The organism is Vibrio sp. 1CM8B, assembly GCF_023161685.1.
Taxonomy (GTDB): domain Bacteria; phylum Pseudomonadota; class Gammaproteobacteria; order Enterobacterales; family Vibrionaceae; genus Vibrio; species Vibrio coralliirubri.
Map to the genome: position 1 here is coordinate 23468 of NZ_JALNTU010000003.1, position 19712 is coordinate 43179.

Annotated in this window: 17 protein-coding genes and 1 pseudogene; 6 read left to right on the plus strand and 12 right to left on the minus strand. The window is 44.4% G+C overall.

Going from position 1 to position 19712, the window contains the following annotated elements:
* Window positions 1–83: 83 nt before the first annotated feature.
* The 9 genes and pseudogenes from MSG36_RS06710 to MSG36_RS06750 form a co-directional block, all read right to left on the minus strand.
* On the minus strand, window positions 84–1271 hold the full coding sequence (locus MSG36_RS06710) for a BamA/TamA family outer membrane protein (protein WP_248366801.1): 1188 nt from the start codon (window positions 1269–1271) through the stop codon (window positions 84–86).
* Between the two features lie 204 nt (window positions 1272–1475).
* Window positions 1476–2657 carry a C45 family peptidase gene (locus MSG36_RS06715; RefSeq protein WP_061040223.1) on the minus strand — a complete coding sequence of 394 codons (1182 nt, stop codon included), beginning with the start codon at window positions 2655–2657 and terminating at the stop codon, window positions 1476–1478.
* A 316-nt stretch (window positions 2658–2973) separates the two neighbouring features.
* Complete coding sequence (locus MSG36_RS06720) at window positions 2974–3837, minus strand: delta-class carbonic anhydrase (RefSeq protein WP_248366804.1); 864 nt, start codon at window positions 3835–3837, stop codon at window positions 2974–2976.
* Between the two features lie 356 nt (window positions 3838–4193).
* Window positions 4194–4655 (minus strand): hypothetical protein, encoded by a 462-nt coding sequence (locus MSG36_RS06725; protein WP_248366806.1) that lies wholly within the window; start codon window positions 4653–4655, stop codon window positions 4194–4196.
* Between the two features lie 137 nt (window positions 4656–4792).
* On the minus strand, window positions 4793–5170 hold the full coding sequence (locus tag MSG36_RS06730) for a VOC family protein (protein WP_248366809.1): 378 nt from the start codon (window positions 5168–5170) through the stop codon (window positions 4793–4795).
* A 115-nt stretch (window positions 5171–5285) separates the two neighbouring features.
* A pseudogene (locus tag MSG36_RS06735) lies at window positions 5286–5483 on the minus strand (hypothetical protein); the annotation flags it as partial.
* A gap of 47 nt (window positions 5484–5530) precedes the next feature.
* On the minus strand, window positions 5531–6559 hold the full coding sequence (gene trpS / locus MSG36_RS06740; protein WP_050650473.1) for a tryptophan--tRNA ligase: 1029 nt from the start codon (window positions 6557–6559) through the stop codon (window positions 5531–5533).
* 251 nt (window positions 6560–6810) lie between these two features.
* Entirely contained in the window at window positions 6811–7611 is an 801-nt protein-coding gene (locus tag MSG36_RS06745) for a hypothetical protein (RefSeq protein ID WP_248366812.1), read from the minus strand.
* A gap of 253 nt (window positions 7612–7864) precedes the next feature.
* On the minus strand, window positions 7865–9196 hold the full coding sequence (locus MSG36_RS06750; protein ID WP_248367343.1) for a D-serine ammonia-lyase: 1332 nt from the start codon (window positions 9194–9196) through the stop codon (window positions 7865–7867).
* Between the two features lie 255 nt (window positions 9197–9451).
* Here MSG36_RS06750 and dsdC point away from each other — a divergent pair, with 255 nt between their 5' ends.
* Window positions 9452–10393, plus strand: a complete 942-nt coding sequence (gene dsdC, locus MSG36_RS06755; RefSeq protein WP_248366815.1) for a DNA-binding transcriptional regulator DsdC — start codon at window positions 9452–9454, stop codon at window positions 10391–10393.
* Window positions 10394–10535: 142 nt separating this feature from the next.
* Window positions 10536–11729: a CynX/NimT family MFS transporter gene (locus MSG36_RS06760; protein ID WP_248366818.1), complete on the plus strand. Its 1194-nt coding sequence runs from the start codon at window positions 10536–10538 to the stop codon at window positions 11727–11729.
* A 30-nt stretch (window positions 11730–11759) separates the two neighbouring features.
* Here the strand turns inward: MSG36_RS06760 and MSG36_RS06765 are convergent, their stop codons facing one another.
* Window positions 11760–12557 (minus strand): helix-turn-helix transcriptional regulator, encoded by a 798-nt coding sequence (locus MSG36_RS06765; protein WP_248366821.1) that lies wholly within the window; start codon window positions 12555–12557, stop codon window positions 11760–11762.
* Window positions 12558–12580: 23 nt separating this feature from the next.
* Window positions 12581–13114 (minus strand): YbhB/YbcL family Raf kinase inhibitor-like protein, encoded by a 534-nt coding sequence (locus MSG36_RS06770; RefSeq protein WP_050620834.1) that lies wholly within the window; start codon window positions 13112–13114, stop codon window positions 12581–12583.
* Between the two features lie 243 nt (window positions 13115–13357).
* Here MSG36_RS06770 and MSG36_RS06775 point away from each other — a divergent pair, with 243 nt between their 5' ends.
* The 4 genes from MSG36_RS06775 to MSG36_RS06790 all read left to right on the plus strand — a co-directional run bounded on the left by MSG36_RS06775 (window position 13358) and on the right by MSG36_RS06790 (window position 18725).
* Complete coding sequence (locus MSG36_RS06775) at window positions 13358–14767, plus strand: DUF3404 domain-containing protein (protein WP_248366824.1); 1410 nt, start codon at window positions 13358–13360, stop codon at window positions 14765–14767.
* The gene (locus MSG36_RS06780) at window positions 14745–15392 is read left to right on the plus strand and encodes a response regulator transcription factor (RefSeq protein WP_248366827.1); all 648 of its coding nucleotides are present in this window, start codon (window positions 14745–14747) and stop codon (window positions 15390–15392) included. The genes MSG36_RS06775 and MSG36_RS06780 overlap by 23 nt, the downstream gene beginning before the upstream one ends.
* Entirely contained in the window at window positions 15392–16204 is an 813-nt protein-coding gene (locus MSG36_RS06785) for a DUF2861 family protein (protein ID WP_248366830.1), read from the plus strand. Before MSG36_RS06780 ends, MSG36_RS06785 begins: the two co-directional genes overlap by 1 nt.
* A gap of 103 nt (window positions 16205–16307) precedes the next feature.
* The gene (locus tag MSG36_RS06790) at window positions 16308–18725 is read left to right on the plus strand and encodes a glycoside hydrolase (protein ID WP_248366832.1); all 2418 of its coding nucleotides are present in this window, start codon (window positions 16308–16310) and stop codon (window positions 18723–18725) included.
* Window positions 18726–18793: 68 nt separating this feature from the next.
* Here the strand turns inward: MSG36_RS06790 and MSG36_RS06795 are convergent, their stop codons facing one another.
* Window positions 18794–19696, minus strand: a complete 903-nt coding sequence (locus MSG36_RS06795; protein WP_248366834.1) for a LysR family transcriptional regulator — start codon at window positions 19694–19696, stop codon at window positions 18794–18796.
* Window positions 19697–19712: the final 16 nt, after the last annotated feature.

Consider the following 19712-nt stretch of genomic DNA (forward strand, 5'->3'; position numbering starts at 1 on the left):
CACTAAAAATGGACTCTGCCGTTAATAGCCGTTGATAACCGTTAGTAAAAAGAGTCTTAGACTTAGACTGGTATTTTGAATATTTAAAAACCACTCCCTAAGCTAATATAGAAAGCGTTTTCGTCGTCGCTTCGAGCCAAGTCCATACCAATTCGTAACCCATATCGGCGAGCTATCTGATATCGAAACCCGACACCATAAGCTCCTACTGTTTGGTCTTGGCTAAGTTCTGCTTCTTCTTTCGCCTGACCGTATCCATAAAACCCAGACACATTCCAACGATCATCAGTGTCGAAAACAACTTGAGATTGGAGAGTGGTAATCTCATCCCCTTGATATCGATAGGAAGACACGCCTCTCAATTGGATATACGGTTGAGTGGTTGGCGAAAGAAACAATTCATCTGATTGAAAGTTTTGATAATTGGCCGCAAAAGCCAGCGTCCATTGTGTTGCCAATGGGACATAGACTTCCCCTTCTAAATCTAACTTTCTGTATGCTTGATCACTGCCTAACTTTTCATCGTAAACCATGTAATCAGCTGAAAATTGATAGCCACTGGTTGGGTAAAATAAGTTATTGCGCGTATCGTAATCTGCAGTCAATCCTAAACCCGAAGTCACGATGGTTTGACCTAAGGTGTACTCCATCAACTTATCAACGATCTGACTGTCAGAAGTTATCTCGGTATAAGAAACGAACTGTTTAACGCCCAACATAAGAGGCGTATCAGCCACTCGAAATTGGACTCCTTGCTGCAAAACAACACCCCGAGTCTCAGTTGAAAACTCTAACGGTTGGATGTCCGTAGACTTGTTATTTGGGAGCTCTAGTGACAAATCTTTATAGATACTAAGATTCATTTGCCCAGCCCCAACACCACCCGTGTAACGAATGGTATCGTTCAACCATGTGTGTCGATGCCCGACAAAGGCAAACCACGATCCGTTTTCTGTACCCGCTGCGCCCAATACTGTTATCGCACCAGGAACAAGCTGTGCGCCTCCATCGATAGCATTGAGTGCCGCTTGTTTTCTTTGCTGTTTCTGCTCGTCCGTTTCATGCATGAATACGCCGACAAGCCCCCCGCCATAACCAACGGCAGGTTCGGTAATCAAAACCGGTACGGGTAAGAAGCCCACGGCGTTTTCTGCAATGTGGTGACCCATATCGAATTGGTCGTCCACAGCATCGAAAAATGAGCCATAAGAAACGGAAGAAAAAAGAGCGCCGATTAGCGAGACAGAATGAAACAATTTAGATTTAATCATTTTTGCACTTTGGTTTAATGGCAGCGTTTACGCCTGCTGGTTAAGCTTCCATGCAATGATCGGATTCGTCTATTAAAGTCCGACGAGGAGTTTGATAAGCGATTGATTACGTTTTGTTGAGGCCGGTTTACGAGGTGAGCCTACAAAAAGAGGAAGGCTATGTGCTTATACAAACACATTAGCCCTACTCACTAAGTGATAACGTTACTTGTTGTTAAACAAAGACTTCACATCAATATGAGCCCAGTTGGTGTCGCTGCCAAGCGCAGGAAGTTTCACCCACATTTGCAGCTCATTTAAGTCAGCTACGATTTGGTAGTTAGTTAGATCCACATCTTGATTGGTTGGCTTAGTCACACCACCATTTTCTTTGAAGCTGCCATCTTCGTTATACAGTGGTAAGTCAAAGATGTTACGCATTGCCTCAGCATCAATGTGACCGCACAGGTCATCATGGCGTGCATTTAAGTTATCAAAACGTTTTAGTGAAAAGCTTTGAGTTTCACGGATACCCAAACCCCAATCTGGGTTTAAGAACGTATTAACCGTCGCAAACGAGCTAGCGTCTTTATCGCTGACGCGTTTTCTGTTTTCTTGGATTGTGTTCTCGTAAGCACAAGCCTGACCGCTTTTATCCGCTAACATCCAGATTGAAGCAATATCAGTACGTGACGCTTGGAAGCGTGAGCTAAGAGCTTCGATCGAATCAGATTCCGCCATGTAATCGACTACTGAGTTTAAGAAAGATGGCTTCTCGACCGATACAATATTACCGCCCATTGATGTACCGTCATGCAGATCGGTATACACACCCTTGTCGTTAAAGCCAGTAACCATCCACTGCCAACCCGGCCAGCTCACATTCACTAATGCGTTTGAACCATCTGTTGGGTTATAAACCGTTGTATAGATTGGGAAGTCTAGGAACAGATCACTCCAGTCCATATTACGGCCAACAACCGAATGACCATCGACAGTGCTTTCGCCCCAAGTCGCTAATGAAGAACAACCAGAGAATGAGTGAAGCTTTCCAAGGTAAATCGCCATTGGGCCGCTTTGGTCTAGCACGATGACCTTTTCCAGTGGCCAGCCTAGACCATCTGCTACACCTTGGAAGTATTGCTTACGACGCAATGAAAGTGCTGCGAAAACGCGAGTGCCAAACAATTCATATGCTTCTTTTTGGCTGATTAGCCCTTTATCAAATTCAGGCTGAACAATAACGTCGTACATAGCTTGCATGTGCTCTTTTGACAAGTTTCCGTACTGCTTGCCCATTTCATACCAGCTGCCGTTAAGCTGAAGGACGTAAAGCATTTCCTCGCCAGTTTCAAACATTGTTCCGTTTTCGAATTGTGCTTTAGTAGTAAGTGTTGAAGTGTTCATAATGACCTCTATTTATCTAAGTAAGTTGGTTTGTTTCTTTAAGATGGGCTCATTATATGGACGATTTTTAAATACCAACAATTCGATATGACGGACGAAACTCATCCAAAAATAAATAAGTATGAGCGCATGAGACTAGAGAGCATGCTTATAGCGAAGACGAGTTGGAACTCAAGAAGCAAGTCAGATAAGAAGAGAGAAAAAGAAAGGATATAGCTAGGCGTGAAACATAAAGGGCATGTCACCCATAAAATACTGAGCCAAACAAAAGGCGAACCTATTGGCTCACCTTGATCATTTTATTCGTCAGAACCGTTTAGTCGTTACGAATAGGTGATAACAGCTCAGGGTTAACCACCAAGTTTCTCACACCGTGGGCGTGGTCTTCGTTAAAGTCATTGCCTTCACACCAGTTCCCAACTGTCGCGATGTTTACTTTCGCTACTTGTGGACGAACGCTCCATGTTACTTGGAAAGGTGAACCTTGTTCATTGTAACCAGGGCCCGTTGTAGAGCCTGCGTATTGAATCGCTGAGCCCGTATCTTGTGGGATGTTTGGTGCTTGGTGTAAACCGTTCACTTTTGAATGTTTAGCGAGCGCTTCAAAGTCGAGTGCTTTGTCGTCATTCACTAATACGTAAACTTGGGTTTCTACACGCAGTTGCGGGTTGGTGATCGCGTCGTTAAAACAAGCACCCAATGTTTCACCCGGTTCAACTTGCGCCGTTGAATAAACATAGTGAACTTCAATGGTGTCACCCGAATGCAAAGAACCATGATCGCTTGGACAAACCTTACCCTCAAATGGTTTCAGTTCAGCAGAACTCAACTTGCCTGTGTATTTAAAGCCACTCTGGAATCCCTTACCATCACCATTGCCAGCGTATTGAGTAAACTCGCCGCCTTTATGCTCAGCATTTTTATGGAAGTGAATATTACATAAGTTCATCGCTGTTGAATCAGGGGCATCCGAAAACAGTCTGGTATTTGTACCTTCTAATGAACCCAAATCTCGTGGAGCTTGCGGTCCAAAACCTTGTCCTTGGGTATTTTCAGAAAGCTTCGCTCTTTGTTCTGCGATAACACCATCTGATACAGACTCATGGTTCGCGTCTGATGCATTTGCATGAGCAGATAAAATCACCATCGCGACACTTAAAAACACACTCTTATTCTTCATTTTTCTTCCCTAGAATATTGATAACTAAACCTAAGCCGACTTAACAGCAAACATCTTACTATGCTTGTAAGTGAATATAAGGCTTGTCTTTGTAAGATTAGATTTCATTGCTTATTTTGGGATGAGTATTAGAACCCTTGATGCATATAACAAGTCAAACAGGGTAAATTCGGCGAGTCCCTTCCAGAACTAATAATTTCCTATTTTTGTTAACCGTCGCCTGACTCTACGCTCAGATAAGTGAACACGAACCTTAAGAAGAACGATGGCCAGATTTAGAAGATCAAAAAGGCGAACCATCTGGCTCGCCTTCACGTTTCATTCTATCTATTAGTTTGGCGTTCTTGGTTAACGATTTAACCGTTACCGGTGGCAAATATCCCAAACGTCATGACGTTCAATGCATCTGACACGCCCTCTAGTGATTTAATCACGGTCTTAGTCGGTTGGTTATGACGAATAAAATAGCTTCCCATGCCTTTTTCACCGCTACTCTTAGCATCGCTTTCAGTTGTTTCTGTCGCTGTTACTTGAGAAGGTTCCACTGATTCTGGCTTTGCATTAGCATCAATTATCGTGTCTTTATTTGAATCAAGGTTAGTGAGTGGTTGATGATTAACGATAGAATCATGGGAAGAATCAACGCTGGTCTCAGCATTTGTATCCTTTGAAGTCTCGAGATGACTCTCTCCCTCTACGCTTTTTGACATAGCATCTTCGTTGCTCAATGTCTCATCGTCGAGCTGATGATTACTCGTTGAAGAACAAGCTGTTAAGAAGAACAGGCTAACGATGAATATGAGTAATTTTCTCATCATAATGATAAAGCACGAATTAATAAAACATTGTTCGATTGTATTTTATTTGGCTGACGACATCCAGTGATAAGCGGAGTAAACACGAAAAGTCACGCTCTTGAAGAGTAAACAAAAGCGTACGGGTTTAGAGCTTAAGCCTAATAATTCGAGAGCTCAATCAGGTTGCCATCAGGATCTCGAATATAAACAGAGACAATTTTTCCTATTGCACCGATTCGTGGTACTGGCCCTTCTTCTATCACGACGCCTTGCGCTTGGATATGTTCGACAACCTCCGTAATTGGTGTATTGGTAACAAAGCAGAGGTCTGCACTTCCGACCTGAACACGCCTTGCCTTTGGCTCAAACTCGCTACCACTGAGGTGTAAATTGATCTTCTGTGTCCCAAATGACAACGCCAATCTGCCCTCGCCAAATTCGATGGGCTTCATTCCAAGCACCCGTTGGTAAAAGTCGACCGTAACGTGCAAATCACTCACGGTTAATACCAAATGATCCAACTGATTGATTTCCATCATTACCTTCCTGTAACTAATAGTGATAAGGGCTTATTGGCGGTGACGAGGCTTAGTTAGGTGAACAATGTCATTCGACAACCCACATAACTCATAACAGACATGTAGGCTGGAATTACTGAACTTTGCCTTCGCGTTTACTGAGCGTGTAGGAAACTAAACTATCATCACCTACCTTGAACACCCAAACATTCTCGCCATCTACAAATTGAAATTGATTGGTTGATTCAGTCGGCTTTAATTTACCAATAAATTCAGACAATACTGGCCCGTTGATAATAAAGCTTCCTTCTGAAGTATTTGCATCCAGATCGCCCTTCCACTCTCCCGCAGTTTGGCTCGTCATTGATACAGCCAGTGCTAGATAATATTCAGACCAAAGACGTCTTTTACATCGAACAACACCTTTTGCGTTCTTTCCCTAGAGACTTGGGTGCCATTGCGTAAAATTTCGATGAGTTGCGCTTTGTCATCCAACAGATCAGCTCTCCTTTCACGAATAGGACGAAGCATCTCTTGCAGGCACTCTTCCAACACTTTCTTAGTTTGTCCATCGCCTAGCCCACCTCTTTGGTAATGCTCTTTTAGTTGACTGACATAGTTAGTGTCTGTGTGAAAAGCATCAAGGTAAGTGAACACGATATTGCCTTCTACCTTGCCTGGGTCTTCAATTCGTAGATGATTTGGATCGGTATACATGGATTTGACTGCAGCTCTGATCTCTTTCTCTGTCGCACCCAGATTAATGGCGTTACCCATCGATTTAGACATCTTACTTTTACCATCGGTACTAGGGAGGCGAGATGCATTGCTGAGAAGTGGTCTGCATTCATTCAAGATTGGTTTGCCAGCGAGCGAATTAACCTTTCTTACAATCTCATTGGTTTGTTCTAACATCGGCAGTTGATCATCACCGACAGGCACTAAAGTCGCGTTGAAAGCGGTGATGTCTGCCGCCTGTGAGATGGGGTAAGTGAGGAAGCCTGCTGGAATTGAACGTCCAAACTCTTTGTTCTGAATTTCGCTTTTGACTGTTGGATTCCGTTCTAAGCGAGCGATAGAAACAAGATTACTGTAGAACATGGTGAGCTCAGCTAACACCGGCAACTGTGATTGCAGACAAATCGTGGTCTTGGTCGGGTCGATACCCACCGCAAGATAGTCAGCGACTACATTGAGAATGTTGGAAGAAACCTTCGAAGGATTATGGGCGTTGTCGGTAAGCCCTTGCATGTCGGCAACCAATATCGTTTGGTCGTGAATATGCTGTAAAGAGACTCTTTGTTTAAGTGAACCGACATAATGACCCAAATGCAAAGGCCCAGTTGCTCTATCGCCAGTCAGAATAATCTCAGGCTTGTTGGTATGGCTGTTTGAGTTGGTATTCATGGTGTATCTCCAAGTTAGAAAGGCTACTGGAGATAAAAAGAGGAGACATTTTTGATGACATTCTTAGCTACCGTCCAGCAGCTAAAGAATGTGAGTATTCCGTGCTGCTCTGTTAAGAGCACCACCAAAAGAAAATTGAAGTTGAAGCAGAATTAAATTTCATGGTTAAAACCTATCAACAATACAGACGAGCGACAACTGTTATTTACGCGCACCAAGAAAATAGGTTTTAAGATTAACAGGTTATAAGCTTAATCTTTACTGGAACACAGTTCAGTGATTCGGTCACACATAGCTTGGTTGACTGTGAAGTGGGAGTTAAGGAAAGTTAGTTGGGCAAGTGCCGACTCAGCGGTGCGCTCGTAGCCTTGGGTAAAGGTTGGTAGCAATTGGGCAAAATTAGGAAAGCGTGCTTCTAGCCTTCTATCCGACATAAATTCATCAACGAATTCAGGCTCAGATTGTTCAGTTTGATCCACAAGATCGATCAAACGATCGAGTGCGTAAGATTGAACGAACCGACTGCCCGACAGCTTTTCGCCTCGGTTATAACGAGACATACCCACATAAAGATTGGTGAGTGCCTCACCAATGATCCACTCTTGGGAGTTTGCGTGTGCCTCGCCTTTTGCTGGTGGAACACAACACTGCGTATCAAATTCAGGTTGCTGCCAAACAATGCGCCCTTCAGCAAATGGGATTTGCGCTAACTCGTGGGGTTCAAACACTGCAAACTCACAAAAGATTCCGTCAGTGTATAAGACTTTATAGCCATCGACGGTATTTCTCACTGCGTAGTCGATTGAGTGAATATCAGATAGCCAATGCAAACTGTCTAAGAAATACTGCTTGTGCCCTGTTTGCACTATTGCGAAAAAATCGACATCTGAATACTGATCAAGTCGTTCCGTTTCAATGCCTACTGAGCCCAAACCCAGCAAAGCATGAGCCTTATCCGATGCTTCCAAAGACTCCCCAATCGCATCTAAACGCTGGAGTAATTTTTCTGGTGTGTTTATGTGTATTGTCTGAATATCTTTATCCGTTTGCATTGCTCAATCCCTATCAAGTTGAATGCCACTCAACCTAACTGATAGTTAGAACATCTAAGAAGCTTAATTTATAAAATGTGTGTTTTGGATAACGATCTGCGCAAGTTATTGTTTGAATTACGGTGGGATTTAAAGATGAGAAAGAGTGTGTTTAAGCTATAAACAACACTCTTCTGTCATGACTTATCTTTTGAACAGCTTATATTTACAACAACTGATATTTACAAACAATTAAACGATAAAAGCTTTAGGGTTAAACCGATGACTTCGCTAAGTAAGCTGCCATTTCTTGTGGTGGCACCATGCCTCCGCCTGTCGCCCATACAAGGTGTGTTGCATTCGCTAGCGTCGACTCATTAATCTGTAAACGAGCAAGGTATTCACTATTTTGCTCAACATGAACCGCACCTGGCATACCCGCTAATGCTGAAGGCTCAAGTTGAATGCCCTCTGCTTGATTCAGTTCACCTAACAATTGGTACATACGTTCATCGGTTAATGTGTAATAACCATCAAGCAAACGCTCCATCGCGCGACCCACGAAACCTGAAGCCCGACCCACCGCCAAACCGTCTGCGGCGGTGAGGTTGTCGATACCAAGATCTTGCACCGCAATCTCATCATGCAATCCAGTATGAACACCAAGCAACATGCAAGGTGAATGAGTCGGTTCAGCAAAAATGCAGTGAACATCATCACCAAAGGCCATCTTCAAGCCAAATGCGACACCACCGGGGCCACCACCTACTCCACATGGCAAGTAAACAAATAATGGGTGTTCTTTATCTACTGAAATGTGTTGTTGCTCAAATTGCTGTTTGAGCCTTTGCCCTGCCACCGAATAACCAAGGAACAGGGTTTGCGAGTTTTCATCATCAATGAAAAAGCATCGAGGATCTTGCTCTGCTTCTTTACGTCCTTGTTCCACCGCAACGCCATAATCTTGTTCATATTCAACAACGTTGACGCCATGCTCACGAAGTTTGCTTTTCTTCCAAGCTCTCGCATCTGCCGACATATGAACAGAGACAGTAAAGCCCAATTTGGCACTCATGATACCGATCGACATGCCTAGATTGCCTGTGGAGCCAACCGCAATGCTGTATTGTTGGAAGAAGTCACGAAACTCAGGTTCGAGCAACTTACTGTAGTCATCACTCTCACACAGTAACCCGGCCTCAATGGCAAGCTTCTCGGCATGCGTTAGTACTTCATAAATACCACCCCGAGCTTTGATTGAACCTGAAATCGGTAAATGGCTGTCTTTCTTCATCATCAAACGCCCTTTTATAGGCTGCTGATAATGCGCTTCCAATACTGCTTTCATAGATGGAATGTCAACAAGCTCTGACTCGATGATGCCATTGGTCGCTTGAGTTTCAGGAAACGCCTTGGCTAGATAAGGAGCAAACCTTTGCAGCCTCATGCTCGCATCGTGAATATCTTGTTCGCCTAATCCCACATAGGGTAAACCTTGCTCCAAAGTCGTTATGTTTGGGTTAAACCAAGTCACTTCATCGAGTGCGACTAATTGTGCAAGCAGTGGGAAGTCTGAGATGAGCTTGTCGAAATTCAATACAGTCATGGGTGACCTTTTCTGGCTAAGCGCGTACTGCGCAGGTTCAATCATTGGTAAACCTATTAAAACGGGATTTTGGTGTTTGTTCAAACGACGAAAAATCACATTTACATGAACTGAATTCATCTATTAATTAGAATTTCGGAAATTAACGCAACCAAAGCAACTTATGATTAACTATGAGTCATAGATAGAGCTATGATATGACATTGACGATGTGTATCGAAATCCTCTTGCTTGAATCAAGGTGCCTTTAACGAAATGTATAGCGAAGACAACCTGTACTCTAAAAATCAACGCTTAAACAGCCACCAGCTGTCAAAACTGCACACGTTTGAAGTGGCCGCTCGACATGGTTCTTTTTCACTTGCAGCCCAAGAGCTATCGATGACACCAAGTGCGGTTTCTCATCGTATCAACAAGCTCGAAAGAGAGATGGATATACAGCTGTTTGAACGTGCGCACCGAAAAATCACACTGACAAGCGAAGGCAGACGCATCTATGCTGCATTGAGCCGCACCTTGAATGATCTAAACCAAGAGATTTTAGATGTTAAGAACGAAGAAATATCGGGCACACTCACGATCTATTCACGACCGACATTTGCACAGAGTTGGCTAGTACCTCGGATAGCGAACTTCAAACAACGTTACCCATCAATCACATTGAAACTGCTCACTGGCAATGAAAATATCAGTTTTCAAGGACACGGTATCGATATTGCCATCTACTTCGATGATCTGTTCCCCGATAAGCTTTTCTGCCAAGCTTTCATGCACGAGAGCATGACTCCGGTTTGTACAGCTCAATACGCTGAGTTACATGGGCTTAATCAACAACCAAAAAACCTCAATCGAGCAACGTTACTGCACGACAACCAAGCATGGAACTACGACTCAAACCGCAATGAGTGGGAAGTGTGGGCACAAGCGAACCAACTCGGTACTGTACAGTCCAATTCAAATATGGAATTTGACCGTTCAGATCTCGCGATACTGGCAGCCATAAACAATGCCGGCATTGCGATTGGACGATATAGCGTTGTATCGAAATATCTTGAAGACAATACGCTTATCGCGCCATTTAACGAACCACCCGTGACGTGCAAACAGCAGTACTATTTTGCGACGCCTTCAGAGCACCAATCACCAAAAGTTAAAATGTTTATTGAATGGGCTTTTGAGCAAAGAGATCTGATGTAGGTGCGTATCTTCGGATCTTGCGGCTTATGTGGAATATGTGAATTCTTGGCTCAACCAGCTCTTTTTAGCAGCGGTAATTGTTTATACATTCAATGATCTGTAGGCTAGCCTGTCTTCTCATAAGCAAACAGTAGAACAACCTATGAGCGCCTCTCTTCGTAATAGCATTTTCGTCATGTTAGGGATTCTATTCCTAGCACTTAACCTTCGTGGGCCTTTTACGAGCTTGGCTCCTGTGCTTTCTCAGGTTATGGAAGGCCTCAACCTTACGTCGTCGGCTGCTGGCTTCTTAACGGCTTTGCCACTTCTTACCTTCGCCTTATTCTCACCAGTAGTCACCAAGATATCTCAACGAATTGGTCTAGAGCCTAGCCTGTTATTAGGCTTAGTTCTGATCACGACAGGGATTACATTGCGCTCTGCTGGTTTAATTCCAACCTTGTATATCGGCACGGTGATGATTGGGCTTGGTATCGCGATTGGTAATGTGTTGTTACCTGTAGTAGTGAAAATTAGCTTCCCGACACGCATCGCTACTGTGACTTCTTTGTACATCTTTACGATGGGTATCGGCTCGACGTTAGGCTCAAGTTTGATGGTCCCATTTTCAGAACTCACCTTGTTCACTATGACAGGTTGGCAATTAGCGCTGTTAATGAACTTGGTATTTCCAATATTAGCTTTGATGATCTGGTTGCCTAAAATCAGAAAACGCTCATCTTCGGCCAGCAATAACAAGCAACAAGACAAACCTCTGCCGATGAAAAAGATGATTAAGAGTGGTGTCGCGTGGCAAGTAACCTTAGCGCTAGGGCTTAACTCATTTACCTTTTACTCTTTGGCTGGCTGGTTGCCACAGATCTTGAACGACCTTGGCTACAGCGAAATCGATGCGGGTTACATCTACGGCTTCCTGCAATTTTCGACGATGGTTCCGGGGCTGCTGTTACTGCCATTCTTAGCCAAAAGTGACAATCAACAATGGCTCATCACTCTGTGTGCATCGAGTGTATTTGTTGGATTGATTGGTCTTCTGTATTTGCCTGAGTTTGCGATTTTTTGGGTGGGACTGTTTGGATTAGCCAACTGCTCGACGTTTATTATCGCGCTCTCTTTTGTTGGCTTGCGTACATCGAATAGCAGCCAAGCCGCATCATTGTCGGGTATGGCTCAGGGAATCGGTTATGCGTTGGCAGCCACTGGTCCAACGCTGGTGGGTAAACTTCATGCTCAGACAGATTCTTGGAGTGTGCCGATTCTGCTGATCGCATCTGTTGCCTTTGCGTGCACGATTTTCGCGGCATTGGCAGCACGAGATAAGAAAGTGAGCGTTTAGGCCAAACAGAATGATTATGGCGTCGCGACTTTATTTGCTCGCGACTCTATGGCTGACGACGGTCTTGATGTATTCACTTGGCGACAAACCAAATTTGCCTTTAAAGCGCTGACTAAAACGCCCTTCCGATTGGTAACCGCAAGACTGAGCCAACATCGCCACATTCTGCTGTCCGTTTTGCATCAGATAAAGCGCGTGACTCAAGCGAACTTCAGCTAATACCTCACGATATTGCATACCTTCCAGTTTGAGCTTTCGGATCAGCGTGGCTCGGCTCATCGCAAAACGCTCCGCCACCGACTCTAATGGATGCTTCTCATCTGGTGAATGTGAAAGATAATGGCTAAGCTTTTGGCTAAACGAGACGTTGGCACTGGCAAACAGTCGATGCAACACCCCTTTTTCGGCCAATTGCTGGTACAAGCCCTGCAACCAATACTGTTGAGTCTCTTTGCTCATGCTCGGTGTATCAAACGAGAACAGAGCATTGAGTGAGTCTTGTAAGTTTCGATCCGCTTTTACTGTAGGCAACCCCAGAGCATTCGAGCGTTCCTCACTTAAATCAAGCATCGCCTGAGAAGGTTGGAATTCGAAGCTGAATACTCGCGACAAGAAACGCCCTTTGTGGGGCATGTTCTCAAAACTTAGTGAAGCTGATGCCTCACACAACAGCAGCTCAGAATGTGAGAGCTCTGCCGCTGAATCTTTCCAAAACAGGCGCTTACTGCCTGTAATGATCTGAATGATACTAGGGGATAGAATCCTCACATTACGCAGCTTTTGTAACTGTTCTGCACGAAAGATCGTCACTTGATATTGATGATTCATCTCACCCCCTTATTTACTTATTATCAACGTGTATAAGTTGCGGTCAGTTTTGCTTTATCTAAAGCCATACTGTTCAACGTGAATCCAACCACAGCCGACGGCGTGTTTTCGTCGAGGTTAAGTTTGTCCGTTGGCAATGCCCAAACCGTGAACTGGTAACGGTGCATGCCATCTTTTTCTGGAGGACAAACGCCACCGTAGCCAACTGTTCCGTAATCAATGCGACCTTCTTTGCCACCGACTTTAGAGATGTCGACACCGCGAGGTAGCTCGTTCACATTTGCAGGGATATCAAACGCAACCCAATGCCAGAAGCCACTTTCAGTCGGTGCATCTGGATCATAAGCTGTGATTGCAAAGCTTTTAGTGCCTGCTGGTGCATCTTTCCACATCAATTGTGGTGATAGATTGTCGCCGTCACACCCCCAACTTGAGTATTCAAAAGTCTTCGCCATTGGGTGACCTTCTTGAATATCGTTGCTGGTTAATTCGAACGCCTGAGCAGAGCCTGCAGCCAAAATACTGATTGCCAATACTGATTTGATGATGAGTTTCATAATGGTTCCTCTTATTAGGTATGAGCCCAGTATAGTCCCCTCAATCCGCCCAATAATGACAGTAAGTACACAATTATCTAGTTTATTTCAAATAAATGATACTTACTGTATTTGTACTTTATTATTTAAAAGCATGACCCACACGACAATTTGTTGTTAAAAGAACACTTGTTGACATTCAGGTTACAAATCGCGTCCAAAACTCTTTAGACTCGCCCCACGACTTTTAACGAGAATGATTGGATGCGCAGGTTTACATTAGCTCTTTGCTTGATCTTTTGGCTCCCAACTCTAGCCAATGCCCAAAGTTTGCAAGATAAGTGGCAAACCCTGTATCAACTGAGCTGGCAATCATCTCCAATCTTAGTATCTCAACAAGAGTTGGCTCAATATCCAAAAGTTCTGCTTCATGAACGTAACCGCTATCCTGATTTCAACCAATTCAGTTGGAACGACATCGCAGCGTTAGCGTCAATACAAGATCACTGCCAAGCGATTGAAAGCAATAACCCTTCATTACATGACGCGATCGAGTTTGAGCTCGCTTTGTGTCAGCAACAAACATTGGATTCCATTTGGTTTGCAGCACACTCCAAACGACACCCTGCCGGTGGCAGCTTTGCTGATCGTTATTTGGCAGCTTACCCAGACGTAAGCGAGCAAATACGCCCGTTTTTGAGTATTACCAACCCACAGCATCCTTTATATACCAAGTTAGAATCGCTAACCGCTCAAGGCAGAGAGGCATTGCTCAATGGATACCGCGCTTGGCAACAAGATGATGTGCTTTGGTTAAGTGGCGAACAAGGCTGGAAAGCGATTCCCTTAGATGTGTGGCAACCTATCGCAGAGCAACAAGAGGTATCTTTGACAGGTGAAACCTGTACTTTTCGTTACAGCAACGTGTGCTTAAGTGAGCCTAGCAATGACAATCTGATCATGAAAACCTTGATATTTTCATTGCTGTTAACGTTGCTTTCCGGCCTCGCTAGAGTCTTATACCTAAGAACAAAACAACGAAAAGAGAGGCAGTTCGTTTTACAGCTTCTTACTCATGAACTGCGCACTCCCATTACTAGCCTAGGCTTAACCGTCGAAATGTTTAGAAATCGCTACGATGACTTTTCGGATGAAACTCAAAGTGCGGTTTGGCGTTTGATATCTGACTATCAAAGGCTCTCTCAGCTCACCGAAAACAGCAAAGTGTACCTAAGTTCAGATCAGTCTGAGCCTTTGTTGATGCAAAATGCATCATTAGAAGAGTGGCTCGATCATGTATGTGAAAAGCACAATATTTCTTATCAATGTGAAGCGCGTGAAGTTGAACTGAACCTTCCTTATTACTGGCTAACCATCTGCTTGGATAATCTAATCAAGAATGCCAAACAACACGGTAAAGGCGAGGTTTTGGTAAAGGTCGAACTCGGAGACAAGCTGACTATTGAGGTACAAGACGATGGGCACTTCCCTTCGCCGATACAACAACTCATGTCTCGTGTCACGCCAAGTGAAGCGCACAAACTGGATAACATGGGCATTGGCCTGACTATTGTCGAGCACTTGATGAAGCAAGCGAATGGCCGCCTTATTATTCTTCGTAGCCCAACCCGATGTATTCTGGAAATTGCTTATGAACACCCTACTGCTGATTGAAGACGACCAACTGCTTGGACAAGGCCTCGTCAGCTTCTTTGAATCCAGTGGTTACCAATGCTTTTGGGCGAAGGATTCAGAGAGTGCCAGTAAGCAATGGTTTCGAGCCGATCTTGTGATATTGGATCGACAGCTTGAAGATGGTGACAGCTTGCAACACCTTCCAAACTGGTTGCTCCTCAAAGCGCTGCCTGTGATTGTGTTAACCGCTAAAGTAGAAGTTCAACAACGTGTTGAAGGTTTAATGGCGGGTGCCAAAGATTACGTGACTAAGCCATTTTCGAACGATGAATTACTCGCTCGAGTCATTACCCAGCTTCGTCCGTTAGGTGTGAGCCTCTTAAATTACGCAAATATCCAAATCAACTTGTCGGAACGGATCGCTTATCTGGATGAAAGCCCAATCACGTTGAAACCTAAGGAGTTTCAGCTATTGGTACTGTTTGTTCAGAACCAAAATCGCGTGTTTCACCGAGATGAGTTACTCAATAAGATTTGGGGTTATCAGGCCTTTCCTAGTACCCGAACTATTGATAATCACATACTGCGCTTACGCCAGAAGCTGCCAACATTGAATATAGAAACACATCGTGGCGTTGGTTACCGCTTGGCTGGGGAGTCATAATGAAAGTCACTTCGTTAACCGCACTGCTCTGCACCTGGTCGCTCGCAAGTCATGCAGCATGGTTTACTGACACGCCATTGCAGCACACCTATCAATCTCTGCTTGATGAACAACCGCAAGTTGCGTGGCAAGAGCTGCAAATCGCACTCGATCAACAAACACTCGATATTGAGCTTTGGCTGCCAGTCAAACAAGAGATATTAAGCCAGACTCAATGTGGAACCTCACTAAGACAAAGTGCTGAGCCGAAACACCACATCCAAGTCAGCTTCATTCGACGCTATGGCCTGTCGTCGCACGGTTATCAAATCAAAGTCTCTGCCGAGCAACTCAACAAAGGCTTAGAAACCCAAACTCTTTCTTTGGTATCGCCTAAAGGCAAAGTCCTTCTTGATGGGCAACTCACTTTCAACAATGAGTATCAGGAGATTGAAACCAATGAAATGTTCATCAAACCCGAATCTGGTGTTTATCAACTAAAGATAGGTTCAAATCACTACCCTATTATTGTCGCTTTAAATGACAGCAATCGATGGCTGACGCTTGAGAGTAAACTCAGCGAACCACATATCGTGCTCTCGCCTCCAAAGGTGATCGACAACTGCCCTGACGCTAATGTGAGTTGGCAATGGTTTGATGAAAACTACAACCTGTTAGGTTACAAAGTGCCAATCAAAACAGCGCAAGCACCCATTCCCACAGAAAGTCCACTAGGAACCAAAGCCAAGCACTTAAGTGCTTCGGTTGAAATGTTTGAATACCAAGGCGCTATTGAAGTCCAATATGTGCAACGCGTCGCCGTGCCTTTCTAATGGAACACCACTAAAGCCAAACAGAAAATAGAGACATATAGGTGACAAAGTACTAGCGCTACTTAGGTGTAATAACTGTACTTACCCTTTACGGAATCTAAATATGCTCAGCGTACGTCACCCACTCAATCTTTCTAATTGTGCCATTGTGGCGTTAACAACAGCTTGTCTGTTTTCATCCAATGCACAAGCGAGCCAAATAACGCTCACCAGTAATAGCAACGTTAGCGGCAGCAGTATTCGCGACAACGCTAACGCCACTAGCAGCAATACCGTATCTATATCATCGAATACTCTAGAGATAGATTGGAACGGCTTAAGCGTTAACAGCGCTGCTCTCACCGTTGATAGCAAACCACAGAAAGCGACCAATCTGGTTATTGGCTTTTCCGATAAAGCTGACTCAGTAAAAATCTCCACTTGGACCTTAGTACCCAGTGGGATAAACGTTGAGGCAGAGCTTAATCAAGACCAGCTCACTTTTCAGTTCAGCTTACCTTCAAATATACAGGTGAAACGAAAGGAACCCATCGAGTTGACGTGGTTTGATCTTGCCGAACAACAAACTCAGACGCTATTTCTTCCTTTTAGTGAAGGCATGCGCGTGCATACTGACAACAAGCTTTGGGCAAGTTATCTCGTCGGCAACCATTCTGGAAGCAACACTACTCAAGACTTAAGGATGCCTTTTTGGACAGTGCAACAAAACAAGCATTTCATTAGCTATCAGATGGTTAATGCAACCAACAATCAACTGCTCTTTTCAGAGGCGCCCTCTGATTACTCCTCAAATGCAAACACCAAGATTGACATGAAGGCATCACACCAATTTACGATGCTCAATCAATCACAGCCTTTTATTGTTCGTATCACCCTTGGAGACTCGTGGTTAGATGGAGCGAAACACTACCGCGATTGGCGCATCGAAAATGGCCTTTCTGAAACACTGGTTGCTAAACAAAAGCGTAATCCGGATGTGAGTAAACTGATCGGCGCAAGCCACATTTACCTGTTTGGCAAAGACCCATTGAGCATCCAAGATGTGAGCGACTGGTGGGGATTGAAAACATGGTATCTAGAGGGCTCTAAACTCGGCGTTTCTGGGGAAGCGAAAAGAGAGCTGTCATCACTTTCCAAGGGCAAAGATTGGTTCAGTCAGTACCACAAACAACTATTATTGGACTCTATTAGCCAATCGTTGCAGGTGTTATATCCTGTTGGTAATCCGACACTCGAAAACAACACGATCAAAGCTCAACACGTGGCAGCGCAGAATAAGAAAAATTGGTTGGTTGAACACGCCTCCCCCTACCTAAACTCGTCAGACACTTGGGGACAAGCGTTGTCTTCAGACATGGTCGCTAATCTAAATAAGGCAGGTTTAAACAAACTGTGGCTTGGATTCGACAATTGGACGCCAGCATTCTATCAACCTAACGCCGTGGCTATGGCAAAACAGTCCGGATATCTGGTCGGTACTTACGATTCCTACAACACAGCCATTCCCGCGAAGCTCAATGACAACTGGCTAACCGCTCAATTGCCAGAGCCGATGCGTCAGAGTTGTGCCATTGAACTGGCAGATGGCAACCTAAAAAAAGGGTTTCGAGGTAACGGATTCTATCTCAATCCGAACTGCCATTTAGAATACGTAAAACAGCGTGCTCAAGACATTATGAGATTCGGCAACTTCAACAGCTTGTTCTTAGATGTTGATGCAACCGCCATGGCACGCGAAGATTACAGCGGCTCTATAGACAGTCATATCAAGAGTCATAGCAATGGCAATGGCAATACAAACGAGTCGGACATGCTTTCTGCCTTCAACAATCGAATGCAGTGGCTTAGCGAGCAACCATCGTTACTATTAGGATCTGAAGACGGCAACAGCCTAACAACAAAAGGCATCGCGTTTGCACACGGCTTAGAAACGGTTGGTTTTGGTTGGACAGACAAAGACATGAAAGAGAACCGCCAATCTCCCTATTACTTAGGTCGTTGGTACCCAGACCACAAGCCCGACTTCTTCTTTAAGCCGGCTAAGGTTAAAGAACCCTACAAGTCGCTACTGTTTTCGCCTCAATATCGAATTCCACTTTACCAAGCCGTTTTCCATGATGAAGTAATCAATACACACCATTGGCATTCAGACAGCCTCAAGTTCACTAATGTACGAGCAAATCGAGACTTAACCGCCATGCTGTACAACACCCCCCCGATGGTTCACTTGACCAGAGATGAAGCTTTATCAAGTTCAAGCCCGAGAATCAAAGCACTCAAACACTATCAAGACGGCTTTGAACCAATGCACGAACAGTTATGGGATAAACAGTTAGTCAATTTCGAATGGTTAGATAAAAACGGCGATGTCCAACAAACTGAGTTTAGTGACGGGAGTAAGATCATTGCCAACTTCTCCAGCAAGGCATTTCGTCACAACGGTATCGATATTGCTGCCCTATCGGTCAAAGCTATATTAGCGAGTGGACAAGTTATCGACTGGCTGCCCAATCATAGTTAGCTTCGATACGGTTTAGACAATAACGAATAATAGGAAGCCTAAGCACTTAACCGCTAAGGTTTACCCCGTTACTTGTGCTTCCTATTTTGAAAGGCAGTCAGTAGATAGTCGATAAAGACCTTCTTACGTTTCGGCATCAACTGCCTGTCTGCATACACTAGGCTTACTGAAACTTCCGGCATCTCATATTCAGGTAACAAACGAATCAGCTTACCTGTCTTGAAGTGTTCCCGACAAATGAATTCAGGAAGCACTGCCAAGCCGAGCCCATCCACACACGCTGTTAGACATGCCGTGATGGTATTCACCCGCAACTGACACGGCAGATCGATCAAAATCGACTCTCCGCCTTCTAATTGTAAATGCCACTTGGGTAAACGCGCCGCCTTGTTCACCACCTCAATCATTCTGAATGGCGGTTTAAGATCATTGGGCGAAGAGATTTCATCGAACTGTTCTAAATACTCAGGACTGGCTGCCAATACACGCTTTGATGTTGTGAGGTAGCGAGAAACCAAACTCGAGTCCACTAGCTCACCAATTTGTGCGTAAAGATCGATCCCTTCCGCAATGATGTCGACTTCTCGATTCGACAGTTCTAAGTTCAAAGTCACGCTTGGGTGCTCTTTTAGGAAGCTGTGGATGTATTTGGCTAATACTTGATGCCCCAATTCGACAGGCAACACAACATTTAGCTGCCCTCGGATCAAATCCTGATTGGCAGAAACCTCTAGCTCAGCTTGGTTCATTATCTCTTGCATCTGCATGCTCGACTGATAAAAGCGCTCACCCTCTGGCGTTAAGACTAAACTTCGTGTCGAACGAGTGATCAACCTCACACCTAAGTGCTGTTCTAGCTCATCTAGCTTTCGGCTGACGGTCGACTTGGTCATGTTCAACGCTTCTGCTGCATGCGTGAAACTCCCACAATCAACAACTTGTGTAAAAACAGTCACAGCATTTAAGTCCATCGTACTTCTCCCAAAG

What these genes read in the sequence shown, in the direction of transcription:
- MSG36_RS06710 (WP_248366801.1), bottom strand. Translation starts at nt 1,271, where the DNA reads ATGATTAAATCTAAATTGTTTCATTCTGTCTCGCTAATCGGCGCTCTT.
- MSG36_RS06715 (WP_061040223.1), bottom strand. Translation starts at nt 2,657, where the DNA reads ATGAACACTTCAACACTTACTACTAAAGCACAATTCGAAAACGGAACA.
- MSG36_RS06720 (WP_248366804.1), bottom strand. Translation starts at nt 3,837, where the DNA reads ATGAAGAATAAGAGTGTGTTTTTAAGTGTCGCGATGGTGATTTTATCT.
- MSG36_RS06725 (WP_248366806.1), bottom strand. Translation starts at nt 4,655, where the DNA reads ATGATGAGAAAATTACTCATATTCATCGTTAGCCTGTTCTTCTTAACA.
- MSG36_RS06730 (WP_248366809.1), bottom strand. Translation starts at nt 5,170, where the DNA reads ATGGAAATCAATCAGTTGGATCATTTGGTATTAACCGTGAGTGATTTG.
- trpS (WP_050650473.1), bottom strand. Translation starts at nt 6,559, where the DNA reads ATGAATACCAACTCAAACAGCCATACCAACAAGCCTGAGATTATTCTG.
- MSG36_RS06745 (WP_248366812.1), bottom strand. Translation starts at nt 7,611, where the DNA reads ATGCAAACGGATAAAGATATTCAGACAATACACATAAACACACCAGAA.
- MSG36_RS06750 (WP_248367343.1), bottom strand. Translation starts at nt 9,196, where the DNA reads ATGACTGTATTGAATTTCGACAAGCTCATCTCAGACTTCCCACTGCTT.
- dsdC (WP_248366815.1), top strand. Translation starts at nt 9,452, where the DNA reads ATGTATAGCGAAGACAACCTGTACTCTAAAAATCAACGCTTAAACAGC.
- MSG36_RS06760 (WP_248366818.1), top strand. Translation starts at nt 10,536, where the DNA reads ATGAGCGCCTCTCTTCGTAATAGCATTTTCGTCATGTTAGGGATTCTA.
- MSG36_RS06765 (WP_248366821.1), bottom strand. Translation starts at nt 12,557, where the DNA reads ATGAATCATCAATATCAAGTGACGATCTTTCGTGCAGAACAGTTACAA.
- MSG36_RS06770 (WP_050620834.1), bottom strand. Translation starts at nt 13,114, where the DNA reads ATGAAACTCATCATCAAATCAGTATTGGCAATCAGTATTTTGGCTGCA.
- MSG36_RS06775 (WP_248366824.1), top strand. Translation starts at nt 13,358, where the DNA reads ATGCGCAGGTTTACATTAGCTCTTTGCTTGATCTTTTGGCTCCCAACT.
- MSG36_RS06780 (WP_248366827.1), top strand. Translation starts at nt 14,745, where the DNA reads ATGAACACCCTACTGCTGATTGAAGACGACCAACTGCTTGGACAAGGC.
- MSG36_RS06785 (WP_248366830.1), top strand. Translation starts at nt 15,392, where the DNA reads ATGAAAGTCACTTCGTTAACCGCACTGCTCTGCACCTGGTCGCTCGCA.
- MSG36_RS06790 (WP_248366832.1), top strand. Translation starts at nt 16,308, where the DNA reads ATGCTCAGCGTACGTCACCCACTCAATCTTTCTAATTGTGCCATTGTG.
- MSG36_RS06795 (WP_248366834.1), bottom strand. Translation starts at nt 19,696, where the DNA reads ATGGACTTAAATGCTGTGACTGTTTTTACACAAGTTGTTGATTGTGGG.